Consider the following 16,831-nt stretch of genomic DNA (forward strand, 5'->3'; position numbering starts at 1 on the left):
TGCTCCCTGCCCAGGGTCACGGCGCCGCGCACGGACCGGTTCAACTCCCTTGGTTTCTTTTTTACGTAGTCGCCGGAAGTCATTGCTGGCCGGCCGGGCGGCAGATAGCTTCACCCTGCACCACCCGTCATGTACCTGCCGGATGCCACCGTGTTCCGGCTGGTTCACGTTTCCGGATGATGTGGAGACCCCATGGCTCATCTGCGTTCCAGACGCCGGCTCGCTCTCGCGGTGCCGGTGGTGCTGTCGCTCACCGCCTCCCTGGGCTTCCTGCCGAGTGCCGCCTCGGCCGCCCCGCGCACCACCGCCGCCACCGCCACCCGGACCGCCGACGGTCCCGAACTCGCCTACGTCGTCAACACCCGGACGGACCGTCACACGCTCGCGACGGTGCAGCAGGCGATCGCCGCGGCCGGCGGCACGACCGTGGTGACGTACGACAGGATCGGCGTGTTCGTCGTCCACTCCTCGAACCCGGACTTCGCCAAGACCCTCCGCACCGTCCGCGGGGTGCAGTCCGCGGGCGCGACCCGGACCGCGCCGCTGGCTGCGGCGGGTACGACGGACGAGGGCGCCGCGCAGTACCTGACGAAGGCGCAGACGGCGAGGATCGCGGGAGCCTCGGCCGCCGCGGGCGAGAGCGAGCCGCTCGAGGCGGACCAGTGGGACCTGCGCGCGATCGGCGCCGACAAGGCCGCGAAGATCAACCCGGGCAGCCGCAATGTCACGGTCGCCGTCATCGACACCGGCGTCGACGACACCCACCCGGACCTCGCCCCGAACTTCTCCGCATCCCAGTCCGCGAACTGCGTCGGCGGCAAGGCGGACACCTCGTACGGCGCCTGGCGGCCCGCGAAGCCCGAGCACTACCACGGCACCCATGTCGCCGGTGAGATCGCGGCGGCCCGCAACGGCATCGGAGTCGCCGGTGTCGCCCCGAACGTCAGGGTCTCCGCCATCAAGGTGGCCGACCCGGTCAACGAGCTCTTCTACCCCGAGAGCGTCGTGTGCGCGTTCGTGTTCGCCGCCGACCACGGCGTCGCGATCACGAACAACAGCTACTACGTGGACCCCTGGCTCTACAACTGCATGGACGACCCGGACCAGCGGGCCATCGTCGACGCGGTCGACCGGGCACAGCTGTACGCCCAGCGCGAGGGCACCCTCAACGTCGCCTCGGCGGGCAACTCCAACGACGACCTCGACTCCCACGCCCTCGTCGACGCCTCCAGCCCCGACGACTCGACCGCGGTGACCCGCACGGTCGACCCGCACGAGTGCTTCGACGTGCCGACCCAGCTGCCGGGCGTCGTCACGGTCAGCGCGACGGGCGTCACCGGCGCCAAGTCGTACTACTCCAGCTACGGCGACGGCGTGATCGACGTGGCGGCTCCGGGCGGTGACAAGTACAAGATCCCGGACACACCGTCGAAGAACGGCCGCATCCTCTCCACGATGCCGAACGGCCAGTACGCCTTCCTGCAGGGCACCTCGATGGCCTCGCCGCACGTGGCGGGCGTGGCCGCGCTGCTGAAGTCCGCCCATCCGTGGGCGGGTCCGGCGCAGCTCCAGGCCCTCCTCAAGGCACAGGCGGACAACCCGGGCTGCCCGACCGAGCCGTACGACGGCAACGGCGACGGCATCGTGGACGCGACCTGTGTGGGCGGCAAGCGCGTGAACGGCTTCTACGGCTTCGGCATCGTCAACGCCCTGCGCGCGGTCAAGTAGGGGGTTCGGCCCACCCGTCGAGCCCGCGTACGGCTCGCACCGGGTGCTGAGCGTGAGGGGGCCGGGCGGTCACCCGACCCCCTCACGCCATGGTGATTCCGTACACACTGCATAGTGCCGTCATGACACTCAGGACGGATACCGACGTGGCATGGGCGGCACTCGGCGGGGACCCCGCGCTGGTGCCGAGGATCTCGACCGTGGTACGGGACGGCGCACTGCCCTCGCGCCTGCCCGTACGGGAGGTGGCACGGGCCTGTGCCGGAGCGTGTGCGCTGGCCGCCGCCGAGTGGTGCGCACTGCGGGCCGGGCTGCCGGCCGTGCCCGAGGTCCGGATCGACGACGGGGCGGTGGCCACCGCCTTCCACAGCGAGCGGCATCTGCGGGTCGACGGCCGCGAACCGGTCACCTTCGCTCCGCTGTCCCGTTTCTGGCGCACCGCGGACGGCTGGGTGCGCACGCACGCGAACTATCCTCACCACCGCGAGCGGCTCCTCGGCGCTCTCGGGCTGGCCGCGGACGCGCCCGTGGAGACCGTGGCCGCCGTGCTCGCCGAGCGGTCGGCGGCCGAGGTGGAGGAGAGCGTGTACGCCGCGGGAGGTCTCGCGGTCGCGCTGCGCACGCCCGAGGAGTGGGCGGCGCACGAGCAGGGGCGCGCGGTCGCCGCATATCCGCTGGTGGCCCGTGAGCGGCTCGACACCTCGCCCCCGCGGCCGCTGCCGCCACTGGCCGGTGAGCCGCTGCTGCCCGCCGCGGGCCTTCGCGTCCTGGACCTCACCCGGGTCATCGCGGGCCCGGTGGCCACCCGCACGCTGGCGCTGCTCGGTGCGGACGTCCTGCGGATCGACAGCCCTCACCTGCCGGAGATCCCCGATCAGCACGCGGACATGGACATCGGCAAGCGGTCCACCGTGCTCGACCTGACGGCGCCCGCGGACCGGCGGACCTTCGACGACCTGCTGGCGCGTGCGCATGTCGTCGTCACCGGCTACCGCCCCGGCGCCCTGGACCGGTTCGGGCTGTCTCCCGAGCACCTGGCCGAGCGGCGGCCCGGGCTGGTGATGGCGCAGTTGTCGGCGTGGGGCGCAAACGGGCCGTGGGGCGGGCGGCGGGGGTTCGACAGCCTGGTGCAGGTCGCCACCGGCATAGCGGCGACCGAGGGATCGGTGGAGCGGCCGGGCGCGCTGCCCGCGCAGGCCCTCGACCACGGGACGGGCTATCTGCTGGCCGCGGCGGTCCTGAGGTCCCTCACCGAGCAGACGGAGGAGGGCGGGACCCGGGTCGTACGGCTGGCGCTGGCGCGGACGGCGGCCTGGCTGATGGACGGGGCCGTGCGGGACACCGGGAGGGCGCGGGCCGCGTACGACGGTCCGGACCCCTGGCTCACGGAGACCGACAGCGCGCTGGGCCGACTGCGGTACGCGCTGCCGCCGGTCCGTCTCGCGGGCGGGCCGGCCGACTGGGCCCGGCCGCCGGGGCGTTGGGGGCAGGATCCGGCGCGGTGGGCAGGGACCTCGCTCGGGGGCTGAGAGCTCCGAACAGAATGGGGAGAGGCGGCCGCGCCCGGAAGCCCGTTCAGATCCACGAGCTGACGCCGGTGCGCGTGCCGTCCTGTGGTGGACCGTCCCACTGACGCTGCTCGCGCAGTCACACCCCCGCCGCCCCCAGCAGGGTGCCCGCCGCATAGGTGATGCCCATGGCCAACGCCCCGCCCGCCACGTTCCGCAGCACCGCACGCCCCGGCGTCGCCGCGCCCAGCCGTGCGCTGGTCCAGCCGGTGAGGACGAGCGCGGCCAGCACGGACAGCACCGTCACCGGGAGCCGCAGGCCCGCGGGCGGCAGCACGATGGCCAGCAGGGGCAGCAGTGCCCCCACCGTGAAGGCCAGGAAGCTCGCCCATGCCGCGTGCCACGGATCGGACAGCTCATCGGGGTCGATGCCGAGTTCCACGCGCGCGTGGGCGCGCAGCGCGTCCCGCTCCGTCAGCTGCGCCGCCGCCTCATGGGCCACCTCCCGCGACAGGCCCCGCTGCTCCAGCAGTTCCGTCAGCTCCTGCAGCTCCTCCTCCGGCTGCTCCCTCAGCTCCCGCCTCTCCAGGGCCAGCGCCGCCCTCTCCGAGTCCCGCTGGGTCGACACCGACACGTACTCGCCCGTCGCCATCGACATGGATCCGGCCAGCAGCCCGGCCAGCCCCGCCGTCAGCAGGGTCGAGCGGTCGGTCGTCGCACCTGCGACGCCGACCACGAGGCCCGCGGTGGAGACGATGCCGTCGTTCGCGCCGAGGACGGCGGCCCGCAGCCAGTTCAGCCGGGAGCCGAGCGCGCCTCCGTGGGCCTCGTCGTGCGTGGGTTCCGTCACACGGTGAGGATGGCACCCCGGGCGGGGTCATCGCCGTACCGACTCGGCCCGCCGGCGGTCACCAGACGCGCACCGACCCTGCCCGCGCGAACACCGGACTCGTCGCGTCCGCCGGAGGTTGCGGGAGCGGTTCGGCGATCTCCTGCACCGTCGGACCCACCTTCGCCGCGAGCGGGTCGAGGACGGACAGGTCGAAGCCGTACACCCGCGCCGCGTTGCCGCCGACCATCGCCGCCACCTCCTCGCGCGGCACGCCCGCGTACGCGAGGCGCAGGCCCTCGCGCGAGTACGGATGGGTGCCCTCGTCGTGCGGGTAGTCGCTCCCCCACATGATCTTGTCCAGGCCGATGCGGTCCCGCAGCGGCACCTCGTGCGGGCGCATGAAGCTCGCGCCGACGAAGCAGTTCGAGCGCCACACCTCCGAGGGCGCCCGGCCCATGGAGGCCGCCAGGCCCGCCCCGAACTTCGACTCCGCCGTCGCCACCGCGGACGCCTTCGTCGCCGCCGCCACCAGTCGGCCGTGGTAGTAGTCCAGCATGTCGAGCACGCCGGGGATCCAGCCGGAGCCCTGCTCGGTCAGCACGAGCTTCAGCCCGGGATGGCGGCGGAAGGCACCCCCGAACACGAGGTGCCAGAGCGCGCGGTGCGAGAACCATGTCGTCTCGACCATGAACACGGCCCGCGCCGCCGGTTCGTCGCCGAGCGGCGGCGACGCCGAGCCCGCGTGGTGGTTGACGGGGACGTCCAGCTCCTCGCACACCGCCCAGATCGGGTCGTACGACGACGAGTACAACTCGGGCAGGCCCGAGCCCGGCGGTGTGCCGGGCAGCAGCAGACCGCCCCGCAGACCCGCCCCGACCGCCCAGCCGATCTCCCGCACCGCCTCCTCGACGTCGTTCAGGAGGATCTGGAAGACGCCCGCCCGGCGGTCGGGGGCCGCGGAACAGAAGTCCGCCAGCCAGCGGTTGTGCGCCCGCAGGCCCGCCCACCGCCGCTCGAACTCCTCCCGCGGCGGCGGCGCCACCAGCGACCCGGACGGGAAGAAGGGCGGGATCGTGTTCGGGAAGACGACCTCCGCGACGATCCCGTCCGCCTCCAGTTCCGCAAGGCGCCTGGCCGAGTTCCAGTTCCGGTCGGCCGTGTCGGCGAGCAGGTCCTCGTAGGGATTGACGTACGTGGCCGCCCACGCGTCGAAGTCGTCGTGGTACCGCTTCTCCAGGTACGGCTTGTAGTCCAGGAGGTCGGCCCCGGCATGACAGTCCGCCGAGATCACGGTGTACCGGTCCTCGCTCACGGGGTCACTCCCAGCACCGGGAAGTCCTCGCCCGTCAGCCAGTGGCGGCCCACCTCCCGCGAGCGGGCCCAGGATGCCTCCACGGCCGCCTGGTCGTCGCTCTGGCCGAGGTCCGCCGGGGTCGGGCCGATGCGCCGGGCGAGCGGGGTCAGCTTCGCCACGTCGAATCCGAAGACCTCCGCCGCGGCCAGGCCCAGCATGCGGCGCGTCTCCGCCACCGGGATGTCATGGAAGGTCCGCTTCAGCCACGCGCGCGTGTCGGGCCAGGTGCCTTCGGGGTGCGGGAAGTCGCTGCCCCAGAGGATGTTGTCCACGCCGATCTCGTACCGCTGCGCCAGTTCGCGCCGTTTGGTGTTGGTCGCGCAGATGAAGACCTGGCGGTCCAGGTACTCGTGCGGCGGATGCTTCAGCTCCGCGAAGGGGGAGAGCTTCTTGCCGCCGTGCGCGCCCAGGTACAGGCGGTCCATGAACCACAGCAGGTTCGGCAGCCACCAGCAGCCCGACTCCGCCACGCCGAACCTCAGACCGGGATGGCGCTCGAAGACGCCCGACCACAGCAGGAACCAGAGGGGGCGAGCGGGCCACCAGGTCACTTCGCTCACATAGATCCCCAGGTGGTCGCCGTACTCGTGCCGGGGTGCCGCTCCCGAGTGGGTGAGGACCGGCATGCCGCACTCGGCCGCCGCCGCCCACACCGGGTCGTAACGGCGGTCGTGGTACGGCTCCTTGTCGACCCACAGGGAGGGAATCATCAGCGCGCGCAGGCCCGACTCCCGGGCGCGGCGCACCTCCGTGACGACGCGGTCGGTGTCCGCCGTGACGGGCAGCAGGGCCACCCCGCAGTGGCGTTCGGGGTGGTGGGCGACGAAGTCCGCGAGCCAGCGGTTGTGCGCCCGCGCGCCCGCCAGGCCCAGCTCCGGGTCCTGGTCGCCGGAGAGGCCGAGGCCCACGCCGAAGGGCGCCGCCGTCCGGCTGTCGACCGCGTCGGCGTCCGGGAAGACCACCTCGGCGGCCACTCCGTCGCCGTCCAGTTCCTTGAGCCGTCGCGCGGTCTCCCATCCTCCGCGCAGGCCCTCCTCGTTGTCCTTGAACCACCGGGTCGCGAACGCCTCGTTACGGATGCCGAGCCGGGTCATCTCCTCGCGGCGGCGCTCGCGCCCCGCGAGGAACTCGTCGAAGTCCCGGTGGTGACGGCTCTCCAGATAGGGCCGGTACTCCTCGGTGGGCAGCCCGGCGTGACAGTCGGAGGAGATGATCAGATACGGGTCCTGGTGGTCGGTCACGGCAGCCCCTGTCAGTCCAGAATGAAGCTTTCGAGGTACGACGGGTTCGCGCGGTCGAGCATCGACCGCGCCCGCGCCCGGATCTGTGCGTCGCTGTGCTCGCTGTCGGGCAGCAACCAGAAGCGGTCCGCGCGGATGCCCTCCACCACCAGGCCGGCGACCTCCTCGACCGGGGTGAACCGCACCTCGTGGCCCGCCGCCCTCATCGCGGCCTCCCACTGCGCGAGGCTGCGGTAGGGGGTCCTGCGGGGCTTCTGTTTGGCGTACCGTCCGGGCCTGTTGCGGTGCGACTCCCACAGTCCCGTCCGCAGCATGTGCGGCCCCGGGAAGAGCACGGAGGCGCCCACGCGCGCGTGCTCCGCCTTCAGGTGGGCGTACAGGGACTCGGTCATCGTCACGACGGCCGCCTTGGTGACGGCGTACACCGAGGCCGTCGGCAGTGGTGCGATGCCGCCGTCGCCCGACGAGGTGTTGACGACGTGACCCGGCTCGCCGCCGGCGATCATGCGCGGCACGAACGCCTGGATGCCGTGGAAGACGCCCCACACGTTGACCGCGAAGGCCCACGCCCAGTCGTTCGGGTCGTGCTCCCACATACGGCCCTCGGCGCCCGAGCCGACGCCCGCGTTGTTGCACAGCACATGGACGGCGCCGAAGCGCTCGTACACGTCGTCGGCGAGCGCGAGGACCTCGGCGCGCTCGCCGACGTCCACCACGCGCGTGTGCACGACGGCTTCCTCTTCGCGCAGCAGGGCCGCCGCCTTCTCCAGGGCGCCCTCCTCCACGTCCACGAGGACGACCCGCAGGCCCTCGGCGGCGAACCGCCGCGCCATCGCGAGCCCGATGCCGCTCGCCGCACCCGTGACGACGGCGACCTGTCCACCGCTCAGCCGCATCACGCGCTCCCTTCGGGGGGCCCGTCCAGGATCTGCTGGGGATCGTCGTAGCGCTGGTGGACGTAGGGCAGCAGGGCCTCGGCGCTGACCCGTTCGACCACGGTGCCCCGCTGATCGCTGGTCTTCTCCCCGAGGGTGATCCCGACGAGCCGGCGTACCGGGAGGTCGGCGACGGGGTCGTAGGGCGACTCGCGCAGGATCACGTCCCCCGCGACCCGCTCCAGGCGGCGCACCTTCTCCCCGCGTACGCAGTGCACGAGGAGCGGGTCGGTGTCGAAGCCGGAACCGTCCACCGCCGGAAGGAACTTGAAGTAGAAGTCGGTCCTCCGGCTCGGCGCCGGCGGGGGCAGCTCCCCGCTCACCGCGCCGCGCACCTCCACGAACGCGATGCCGTGCCGGGCCAGACAGGCGCGGACGGCGGGGCCGTCGCGCTCGATGGTCACCTCGCCGAGCTTCTTCGGCTCGCCGAAGACCTCGCGGCCCCCGGTGAGGGCGCGTTCGTGGGTCATCGGCATGACGAGCGGATACCAGCCCTCGATACCGCCGTGCGCGGCGGCTACCGCGAACGAGCCCGCGCCCAGGGGGTATCCGGGCAGGTCCACCTTGCTGATGTTCACCCGCACGAGGGGGCGCCCGGTGGGCTCGAGAGGAGGCGGCAGCACCGCCGCGACCGCGTCCGGGTCGCTCTCCCAGACGGCCACCACACCCGTGGACCAGATGTCGGGGAGCTTCGCCTGCGTGGCGCGCGCGGCGGCTGTCTCCGCCCCGGTCCGCGCGCCGTAGCGCACTCGTGTCATGTCGTACCGCCCTTCTTCTGATGGGCCGTCACCTGTAACACAGTTACAGCAGACCCGGGGCGGGGTAAACAGGGCTGCACGAAGTGAACTTGGGGGGATCATGGCGAGAGCGGCACTGAACCGGGGAGAGGTCCTGGAGGCCGCCGGGAACCTGGTGAAGCAGCACGGCCCGGGCGCGCTGACCATGCGCAAGCTCGCCGCCGAGCTGGGCACCGCCGTCACCTCGATCTACTGGCACGTCGGCAACCGTGAGTCGCTGCTCGACGCGCTCGTCGAGCGGACCGTCGCCGACCTCGGTGAGATCCGCCCCTCGGGGCGCACGCCCGCGCAGCGCATCCTCTCCGTCGCACGCGCCCTGCGCCGGCGACTGCGCGACCACCCCCATCTCATCGCGATGGTCCACGAACGGGGTCTGACGGAACGGATGTTCCTGCCCGCCCAGCAGGCGCTGGTGCGCGAGGCCCACGCGGCGGGCCTGCGCGGCGCCCCGGCCGCCGACCTCGTCCGCGCCGTGCAGTTCCAGGTCGTCGGACACGTCCTGGTGGAGCGCAACCGCGAACGCGCCCCGGTGCAGCACCCGGGAGAGGAGGAACTGTGGAGCGAAGCGCCCGGAGACGACCCGGACCTCGCCCGTGCGCTGGCGGGTCCGGTGGACACGGAGCGACTGTTCGTCACGTCGGTGAGGGCGTTGGTGCACACCCTGCTCATGGCTTCTGAGAACCCGCCACATATCCATCGCGAAAGCCTTGGAGAGGAACAATCAGGACAATGAGCGGCGCCTGGTCCGCGAGGTCGAGGCGAACTCTCCTGCATCGCCGCCGGGTTGTGCGCGCCCCGGCGTGCGGGCGGCGCGGGGCGGCCGTCGGCTGCGGTCGCGCGCGGGAGTGTCGGTCGCGGCCCGTATCCTCAGTGACCATGCTCGAAGACCGTACGATCGCAGCGCCCCCGGCACCCTGGCCGGCCGCGTATCCCGAGGGGTACGCGGTCGTCGACGTGGAGACCACCGGTCTGGCCCGGGACGACCGGATCATCTCGGCGGCCGTCTACCGGCTGGACGCGCGCGGTGCGGTCGAGGACCACTGGTACACGCTGGTCAACCCGCAGCGCGATCCCGGCCCGGTGTGGATCCACGGCCTGACGAGCGAGGTACTCGAAGGCGCGCCGCTCTTCCGGGACATCGCGGAGGAGTTCGCGGCCCGCCTCGCCGGTCGCGTACTGGTCGCTCACAACGCGGTCTTCGACTGGTCGATGATCGCCCGGGAGTACGCGCGCGCGGAGCGCGAGGCACCGGTTCGTCAGCGGCTGTGCACCATCGCGCTCTCCAAGGAGCTGGGCCTGCCGCTGGCCAACCACAAGCTGGAGACCCTGGCCGCCCACTTCGGCGTCGTCCAGCAGCGGGCGCACCACGCGCTGGACGACGCGCGCGTGCTGGCGGAGGCGTTCCGGCCGAGCCTGCTCACCGCGGCACGGGACGGCGTGCGGCTGCCACTGCTGGAGTGCCGCCCGCTGACCGAGTGGTCCGCGGGCCCGACGATCGGCCGGCAGGCGTCCGGGGGCTACCGTCCGGCCAGTTGGCGCCCCTCACGCAGGCGCCCCGCCTGCCCGTACCCCAACCCGGGGCGGTACGAAGAGGGCAAACGGCTCAAGCAGGGCATGCGGGTGGCCTTCTCCGGGGACACGTCGGTCGACCGCGAGCTGCTGGAGGACCGGGCCGTCGAGGCCGGCCTGCACGTCGCGAGCAGCCTGTCCCGGCTGACCAGCCTGCTCGTCACCAACGACCCCGATTCCGGCACGTCGAAGACGGTCAAGGCACGGCAGTACGGCACACCGGTGATCGACGAGGCGGCGTTCGGACAGCTGCTCAGGGACGTGGAGCCGGCGTCGGGGGACTGATCCGGACGGGCGGGTGCCCGTACAGACGGGTGCCCGTACGGACGGTTGCCCGTGTGGACGAGTGCCCGTACGGACGGGTGATTGCCGGGCGACTCGCCCGGCGCCCGCTCGCCCGGGCCACGGCGACGGCTCACCCTGTGGCGCATGGCACGTTGCGAGGTCTGCGGAAACGACTACGGCATGACGTTCGAGGTGCACGCACAGGGCGCGGTGCACGTCTTCGACTGTTTCGCCTGCGCCATCCACCGCATGGCACCCATCTGCGAGCACTGTCGCGTCCAGATCATCGGCCAGGGCGTCGAGGCCGACGGCCACTGGTACTGCGGTGCCCACTGCGCGCGCGCCGAGGGGCAGGTGGGGATCGTCGACAGCGTCTGAGCCGGCTCCCGGCAGCCCTCCCGGTACCCGCCTGAATGCGCCCCGCGCCCCGGTTGTACCGTCGTGGGGTGTACCGCTTCCTGTTGTCCCGGCAGTGGGTGATCCTCACCCTCGTGATGCTCGCGCTCATCCCCACGATGATCGAGCTGGGCTTCTGGCAGCTGCACCGCCACGAGCACAAGGTCGCGCTGAACAAGGTGATCGGCGACTCGCTGGCCGCGAAGCCGGTGCCGGCCGAGACGCTCACCTCCCCCGGCGCCACCGTCAAGCACGACGACCTGTACCGGCGGGTGACCGCGCAGGGCCGCTTCGACACGGCCCACGAGGTCGTGGTGCGTCGCCGTACGAACGCCAACGGCGACGTCGGCTACCACGTCCTGACCCCGTTCGTGCTGGACGACGGCAAGGTGCTCCTGGTCAACCGGGGCTGGATCCCGGCGGACCTCGCGCAGACGGAGTTCCCGAGGATCCCGGCTCCCTCGGGCGGTGAGATCACGGTCACCGGGCGGCTGATGCCGGACGAGACGACCGCCGAGAGCGGCATCAAGAACGTCCGGGGACTGCCGCCCCGCCAGATCATGCTGATCAGCAGCGGGCAGCAGGCGAAGAGCCTCGGCGAGCAGGTTCTGGGCGGCTACATAGAGCTGACCGCCCCCGCCCCCAAGGGCGACTCCCCCCAGCTGATCGCGGCCCCCGAGCACAGCGACATCGGGCCCCACATGGCATACGCGATCCAGTGGTGGCTGTTCTCCGCGGGCGTCCCGGTCGGCTGGGTGATCCTGGCCCGCCGGGAGGCACGGGACCGCGCGAAGGCCGCGGAGCAGCCGAGCCAGGAACCGGCACCGGCCGCGGCCTGACGTAGGCCTGGTTCAGCGACGCCGGCGCGCGCGGTCGTGCTCGCCGTGCCGGTCGCGGTCGTCTTCGCCCTGGCCGCGCCGATCGGCAGGCGGGTCCTCATCCAGACCCCGTCGGGCCCGGGGTGATCTTCTCGGGCACCGGCGCCACGATCTCGGGCAGCGGCGTGGGCGGGCGACCGTCACTCCCCCGGCCGCGCCCCTGATTGCCTCGTCCGCCCACCGGGAACCGGGATCTCCGTGCACCCGCGCATCGAGGACTACGCGCTCATCGGCGACGAGCAGACCGCCGCCCTGGTCGGCCGGGACGGCTCCGTCGACTGGCTGTGCCTGCCCCGCTTCGACTCGCCCTCCTGCTTCGCCAAGCTGCTGGGCACGGAGGACCACGGTCACTGGCGGATCGCGCCGAAGGGCGCGCATCTGTGCACCCGCCGTGCCTACCGCCCCGACACCCTCGTCCTCGATTCCGAGTGGGACACCCCGGACGGCACGGTCCGCGTCACCGACTTCATGCCCCAGCGCGACCGCGCTCCCGACCTCGTACGCGTCATCGAGGGCCTCGACGGCCGCGTCACCATGCGCGGCGAGCTCCGGCTCCGCTTCGACTACGGCTCGATCGTGCCGTGGATGCGGCGGACCGAGAGCCACCGCGTGGCCGTCGCGGGACCCGACGCGGCCTGGCTGCGCAGCCACCCCCAGGTGCGCACCTGGGGCAAGGACTTCGCCACCCACTCCGAGTTCACGGTCGGCAAGGGCGAGAAGGTCGGCTTCGTCCTGACCTGGCATCCCTCGCACCGGCCCCATCCCCCGTTCGGCGATCCCTTCCAGGCACTGGAAACCAGCGTGGAGGACTGGCGCGCATGGGCCGCGCAGTGCCGTTACCAGGGGCCTTACCGTGACGCCGTCGTCCGCTCCCTGATCACCCTGAAGGCCCTCACCTACGCGCCCACCGGCGGCATCGTCGCCGCCCCCACCACCTCACTGCCGGAGAAGCTGGGCGGCGTCCGGAACTGGGACTACCGCTACAGCTGGCTGCGCGACTCGACGCTCACCCTGGAGGCCCTGCTGGCGGTCGGGTACCACGAGGAGGCCGAGGCCTGGCGCGACTGGCTGCTGCGCGCGGTCGCCGGTGACCCGGCGGACCTGCAGATCATGTACGGCCTGTCGGGCGAGCGGCGACTGCCCGAGTACGAGGTGCCCTGGCTGCCTGGCTTCCAGGGCTCGGCGCCGGTCCGCATCGGCAACGAGGCGGTGAAGCAGCTCCAGCTGGACGTGTACGGCGAAGTCATCGACTCGCTGTCACTGGCACGCCGTTCGGGCCTGCCGGTCAGGCCACACATGTGGCGGGTGCAGTGCGCGCTGATGGAATTCCTGCGGTCGGCCTGGCGGCAGCCGGACGCCGGGCTGTGGGAGGTGCGCGGCCAGCGCCGCCACTTCGTGTACTCGAAGGTGATGGCGTGGGTGGCGGCCGATCGTGCCGTCCGCGTCCTGGAGAGCGACCCGGGCCTCGAAGGGAATCTCGAAGGCTGGCGTGCCATGCGCGACGAGGTCCACCGGGAGGTGTGCGAGCGCGGCTACGACGCCGAGCGGAACACCTTCACCCAGTACTACGGCTCGCGGACGCTCGACGCGTCGCTGCTGCTGATCCCCCGGGTGGGCTTCCTGCCGCCGGACGACCCACGGGTGACCGGCACGATCGACGCGGTGCGCGAGGAGCTGGCGTACGACGGCTTCCTGCGGCGGTACTCCACGGACGGTTCCGACGTGGACCCGCTGCCGGGCAGCGAGGGCGCCTTCCTGGTCTGTTCGTTCTGGCTCGCTCAGGCCCTGCATCTCACCGGCCGGACGGAGGAGGCCCGCGAGCTGTTCGAACGGCTGGTGGGTCTCTGCAACGACGTCGGCCTGCTCGCCGAGGAGTACGACCCGGAGACCGGCACCCTGCTCGGGAACTTCCCGCAGGCCTTCAGCCATCTCGGCCTGGTGGGGACCGCCCTGGTCCTCTACGGGACCGAGACGGCAAGATAGGGGCCATGGATCTTGGACTGAAGGACCGTGTGTACGTCGTCACCGGCGCCACGCGCGGGCTGGGCAACGCGGCCGCGCGGGAACTCGTCGCCGACGGAGCGAAGGTGGTCCTCACGGGCCGCGACGAGCGGCGTGCCACCGAGGCCGCGGCCGAGCTGGGTGACAACGCGGTGGGCGTGGCCGTCGACAACGCGGACCCCGGGGCACCGGCCCGGCTGATCGCGGCGGCGCACGAGCACTTCGGCGGCTTCGACGGCATCCTCATCAGCGTCGGCGGCCCACCCCCCGGCTATCTCGCGGACAACACGGACGAACAGTGGGGGACCGCGTTCGAGTCGGTGTTCCTGGGCGCGGTGCGACTGGCCCGCGCGGCCGCCGCGGAACTGGCCGAGGGCGGCGTCATCGGGTTCGTGCTGTCCGCTTCCGTGCACGAGCCGATTCCGGGCCTGACCATCTCCAACGGTCTGCGCCCCGGCCTCGCGGGCTTCGCCAAGTCCATCGCGGACGAGCTGGGCCCGCGCGGCATCCGCGTCGTGGGCCTGCTCCCGGCCCGCATCGACACGGACCGGGTGCGCGAACTGGACGGCCTGTCCGCCGACCCGGAGGCGACGCGCGCGGCGAACGAGGCCCGCATCCCGCTGCGCCGCTACGGGACGCCGGAGGAGTTCGGCCGTACCGCCGCGTTCGTGCTGTCGCCCGCGGCGTCGTATCTGACGGGCATCATGCTGCCGGTGGACGGCGGCGCACGGCACGGGTTCTAGGCGCACGGCGCGGGTTCCAGGGGTCACGGGTTCCAGGGGTGAGGGACGATTCCTGGCCGGACGGAACCGATCCCCGGTCCCGTCCGGCCGTCAGCTCACGCGTTCCGGCCGGTGCCTGACCCCGCGCAGCCGTACCTCCGCGGGCAGCGCCGCGAGTCCCGCGGAGTCGCGGGCCTGGGTCAGCGCCCCGGTGGTGAGGCGGTCCAGCGCGTCCCGCGGGTCCACGTGCGGTGCCAGCAGGAGCTGCACCCGTGCCTCGGGCGCGCCGCGCCGCCCGGTCAGCAGCACCTGTGCCCGCTCGACGCCGTCCAACCGCCCCGCCTCGTCGGCGAGTACACCCTCCAGGGCCGGTCCGCGCAGCAAGGCACCCTCGCCGTCGCCGGTGTCGACGAGCACCTCCGCGAGCCGGCGCCGACGCAGCACCGCCGACAGCCACCACAGGGCGAGCAGCACGAGAACGGCGAGCACGGCGAGGACGGTCGGCCACCACCAGCCGTGGTCCCGCCACCGGGTCCGCTCGGCGTTGCCGAGCAGGACGTCGTGCGGGCCCTGGTGGATCCACCACGAGGGCGGGGTCATGCCCAGGCCGACGGCCAGCACGGAGCCGCCGAGGACGACCAGGAGCAGGCCGACGAGCCCGATCAGCACGCGGTTGACGATCCGCAGCATCCGCCTCACCCCTTCCGTCCGGGCCGCCGCACATGCACGGACAGCGAGGGCGGCCGGACCAGTCCGAGGCCCCGGATGGCGTCGCCGAGCACCGTGTCCAGATCGGCGCGTACGTCGTCGAGTTCACGGAAGTGCGACACCGCCCGCACGTCCGCCCTCCTGCGTCCCAGGCGGACGCGTACGGACCGCACCCCGGCGACCTCCATCGCCCGGTCGCGCAGCACCGTCGCGGCGGCGCCCCGGTGCAGCCCGGCCCGTACGTCGGTGTGCGCCGGGCGCATCCGCAGCACGTCCCGCAGTCCGGGGGTCCCGGCGAGCAGCAACAGCCAGACGCCGAGGAGCGCCACCACCGCGGCGCCGACCAGCACCCAGGTGTCGTCGAGGGGCCGCTCGGCGAGTTGGCGGGCCAGGGCCCTGCGCCAGTGCATGGCGGGCCGATGGGCCCGGACGGCCACGATGTCGTAGAGGAACAGGCCCGCGCCGATCAGCAGGAGCACGGCGACGATGCCGGCGGGGACGCGGCGCACCGACCAGAAGCGGCGGCCCGCGCCGTCCGCACCGTGGACCGGCTCGTACGCCGCCGCGGACGAGGACTGCCCGAGTCCGCCGTCCGCCTTCTCGATGACGGGGAGTCTCCGGGTGCTCTCGTAGCCCTGGGACTCGCTCATTGCGCCCTCCCGTGTGCCGGGACCGGATGCAGCCGCTCCACCTGGACGGCGACCTCGGGGACGTCCATCCCCGTCAATGCGCCTACCCGCTCGGCGACCCGGCGACGCACCGCACGGCACTGGCCACCGATGTCGCAGGGGTAGCCGAGTTCGACGCTGACGCGCACGCACGCGGTGCCGGTCGGTGTCCCCCCGGCCCGCGCGGAGCCGGGAGCCTGAAGGACGACGACCGTGGCATACGGCGGCACGGCGTCCGGCGGCAGCGGACCGAGCGCCTCGCGCGCCGCCTGTGCGGCGATCTTCCCGACGACCCGGTCGGCGATCCGGGTGGCGCCGCGCTCGCCCGGCGCCACCACGACCGGGTTCGGCCGGAGCTCGCCGCGCTGCTCACGCTCGCTGGTCGGGCCGGCCATGCGTCATCGCCGCCGGTCGTCTCGGGTGCGGAAGAAGTCCCCCAGGTCCAGATCCCCCTCCAGGAAGCGGCCGACGACCAGGCCGACGGCGCCGAGGGCGGCCACCAGCAGGAATGCGCCGAATCCGCCGAAGTACCCGGCGAAGCCCAGCGCCATCCCGGCGATCATGCCGATCACGGGCAAGCTCATGCTGCGCTCCTCAGCTCGCGGCCCCGGCTACTGCAGCCGCGACTCCTGCTCCTCGGCCTCGTCCTCCGGCAGCTTGACGTCGACGACGGAGACATTGACCTCGACGACCTCGAGTCCGGTCATACGCTCGATGGCCGCGATGACGTTCTCGCGCACGGCGTGTGCGACCTCGGCGATGTTCACGCCGTACTCGACGATGATCTCCAGGTCGATCGCGGTCTGGACCTCACCGACCTCGACCTTCACCCCGCGGGTGGCGGCCTTGGAACCGCCGGGCACCCGGTCGCGCACGGCACCCAGGGTGCGGGCGCTGCCCAGGGCGTAGACACCGGGCACATCGCGCGCCGCCACCGCGGCGATCTTCTCCACCACACCGTCGGAGATGCTCGTTCGTCCCCGCGTCCCGGGGGCGCCGCCGCCCCGCCGGGTGGGCTTGCGTCTCTGCGCTGCTTCGGCTCCCTCCGGGATCGTCGTCTCCCGTGTTCCCTCGGAGGTCGTCTCCGGCCCGTTCCGCCCCGTCATGTCGGTCATCGCCGTGCGTCCCTTCCGGTCGTCCTCCCTCACCCACCGTAAGGGCGCTTCCACGGTCGCGCGCCGGGGATGCGGCAGGCTGGTGGAATGACGT

At 72.7% G+C, this 16,831-nt stretch carries 18 protein-coding genes; 8 read left to right on the top strand and 10 right to left on the bottom strand.

The window, feature by feature from the left end; genetic code table 11:
- Window positions 1-192 precede the first annotated feature (192 nt).
- A complete protein-coding gene (locus ASC56_RS13255) occupies window positions 193-1,728 on the top strand; it encodes a S8 family serine peptidase (protein ID WP_055491562.1) in 1,536 nt (511 codons plus the stop codon).
- A 122-nt stretch (window positions 1,729-1,850) separates the two neighbouring features.
- The gene (locus tag ASC56_RS13260; protein WP_055491563.1) at window positions 1,851-3,257 is read left to right on the top strand and encodes a CoA transferase; all 1,407 of its coding nucleotides are present in this window, start codon (window positions 1,851-1,853) and stop codon (window positions 3,255-3,257) included.
- Between the two features lie 118 nt (window positions 3,258-3,375).
- Here the strand turns inward: ASC56_RS13260 and ASC56_RS13265 are convergent, their stop codons facing one another.
- Genes ASC56_RS13265 through ASC56_RS13285 form a run of 5 tightly spaced genes read right to left on the bottom strand, consistent with a single transcriptional unit; the run spans window position 3,376 to window position 8,356 of the window.
- Window positions 3,376-4,086 carry a VIT family protein gene (locus ASC56_RS13265; RefSeq protein WP_055491564.1) on the bottom strand — a complete coding sequence of 237 codons (711 nt, stop codon included), beginning with the start codon at window positions 4,084-4,086 and terminating at the stop codon, window positions 3,376-3,378.
- Between the two features lie 58 nt (window positions 4,087-4,144).
- Window positions 4,145-5,380 (bottom strand): amidohydrolase family protein, encoded by a 1,236-nt coding sequence (locus ASC56_RS13270; protein WP_055491565.1) that lies wholly within the window; start codon window positions 5,378-5,380, stop codon window positions 4,145-4,147.
- Window positions 5,377-6,663, bottom strand: coding sequence for an amidohydrolase family protein (locus ASC56_RS13275; protein WP_055491566.1), 1,287 nt, complete (start codon window positions 6,661-6,663; stop codon window positions 5,377-5,379). Before ASC56_RS13275 ends, ASC56_RS13270 begins: the two co-directional genes overlap by 4 nt.
- 11 nt (window positions 6,664-6,674) lie before the next feature.
- Window positions 6,675-7,559, bottom strand: a complete 885-nt coding sequence (locus ASC56_RS13280; protein WP_055491567.1) for an SDR family NAD(P)-dependent oxidoreductase — start codon at window positions 7,557-7,559, stop codon at window positions 6,675-6,677.
- Window positions 7,559-8,356: an acetoacetate decarboxylase family protein gene (locus ASC56_RS13285; protein ID WP_055491568.1), complete on the bottom strand. Its 798-nt coding sequence runs from the start codon at window positions 8,354-8,356 to the stop codon at window positions 7,559-7,561. Before ASC56_RS13285 ends, ASC56_RS13280 begins: the two co-directional genes overlap by 1 nt.
- A 100-nt stretch (window positions 8,357-8,456) precedes the next feature.
- Between ASC56_RS13285 and ASC56_RS13290 the strand changes: the two genes are divergently transcribed.
- The 6 genes from ASC56_RS13290 to ASC56_RS13315 all read left to right on the top strand — a co-directional run bounded on the left by ASC56_RS13290 (window position 8,457) and on the right by ASC56_RS13315 (window position 14,267).
- Window positions 8,457-9,128: a TetR/AcrR family transcriptional regulator gene (locus ASC56_RS13290; RefSeq protein ID WP_055491569.1), complete on the top strand. Its 672-nt coding sequence runs from the start codon at window positions 8,457-8,459 to the stop codon at window positions 9,126-9,128.
- Between the two features lie 143 nt (window positions 9,129-9,271).
- Window positions 9,272-10,249, top strand: a complete 978-nt coding sequence (locus ASC56_RS13295; RefSeq protein WP_055491570.1) for a DEDDh family exonuclease — start codon at window positions 9,272-9,274, stop codon at window positions 10,247-10,249.
- A 144-nt stretch (window positions 10,250-10,393) separates the two neighbouring features.
- Window positions 10,394-10,627, top strand: a complete 234-nt coding sequence (locus ASC56_RS13300) for a hypothetical protein (protein ID WP_079102484.1) — start codon at window positions 10,394-10,396, stop codon at window positions 10,625-10,627.
- Window positions 10,628-10,695: 68 nt separating this feature from the next.
- Window positions 10,696-11,484, top strand: a complete 789-nt coding sequence (locus tag ASC56_RS13305) for an SURF1 family protein (protein ID WP_055491572.1) — start codon at window positions 10,696-10,698, stop codon at window positions 11,482-11,484.
- Between the two features lie 237 nt (window positions 11,485-11,721).
- Entirely contained in the window at window positions 11,722-13,506 is a 1,785-nt protein-coding gene (locus ASC56_RS13310) for a glycoside hydrolase family 15 protein (RefSeq protein ID WP_055491573.1), read from the top strand.
- Window positions 13,507-13,511: 5 nt separating this feature from the next.
- A complete protein-coding gene (locus ASC56_RS13315; RefSeq protein ID WP_055491574.1) occupies window positions 13,512-14,267 on the top strand; it encodes an SDR family oxidoreductase in 756 nt (251 codons plus the stop codon).
- A gap of 90 nt (window positions 14,268-14,357) precedes the next feature.
- On the opposite strand, the gene amaP is transcribed toward ASC56_RS13315, so the two are convergent.
- Genes amaP through ASC56_RS13340 form a run of 5 tightly spaced genes read right to left on the bottom strand, consistent with a single transcriptional unit; the run spans window position 14,358 to window position 16,737 of the window.
- Complete coding sequence (amaP, locus tag ASC56_RS13320) at window positions 14,358-14,936, bottom strand: alkaline shock response membrane anchor protein AmaP (protein ID WP_055491575.1); 579 nt, start codon at window positions 14,934-14,936, stop codon at window positions 14,358-14,360.
- A 5-nt stretch (window positions 14,937-14,941) separates the two neighbouring features.
- Window positions 14,942-15,604 (bottom strand): DUF6286 domain-containing protein, encoded by a 663-nt coding sequence (locus ASC56_RS13325; RefSeq protein WP_055491576.1) that lies wholly within the window; start codon window positions 15,602-15,604, stop codon window positions 14,942-14,944.
- Window positions 15,601-16,017 carry an Asp23/Gls24 family envelope stress response protein gene (locus ASC56_RS13330; RefSeq protein ID WP_055491577.1) on the bottom strand — a complete coding sequence of 139 codons (417 nt, stop codon included), beginning with the start codon at window positions 16,015-16,017 and terminating at the stop codon, window positions 15,601-15,603. Before ASC56_RS13330 ends, ASC56_RS13325 begins: the two co-directional genes overlap by 4 nt.
- Before the next feature lie 3 nt (window positions 16,018-16,020).
- Window positions 16,021-16,206: a hypothetical protein gene (locus ASC56_RS13335; protein WP_055491578.1), complete on the bottom strand. Its 186-nt coding sequence runs from the start codon at window positions 16,204-16,206 to the stop codon at window positions 16,021-16,023.
- A 27-nt stretch (window positions 16,207-16,233) separates the two neighbouring features.
- The gene (locus ASC56_RS13340; protein ID WP_055491915.1) at window positions 16,234-16,737 is read right to left on the bottom strand and encodes an Asp23/Gls24 family envelope stress response protein; all 504 of its coding nucleotides are present in this window, start codon (window positions 16,735-16,737) and stop codon (window positions 16,234-16,236) included.
- Window positions 16,738-16,831 lie beyond the last annotated feature (94 nt).

The sequence above is a fragment of the Streptomyces sp. TP-A0356 genome (assembly GCF_001417775.1).
GTDB lineage: Bacteria > Actinomycetota > Actinomycetes > Streptomycetales > Streptomycetaceae > Streptomyces.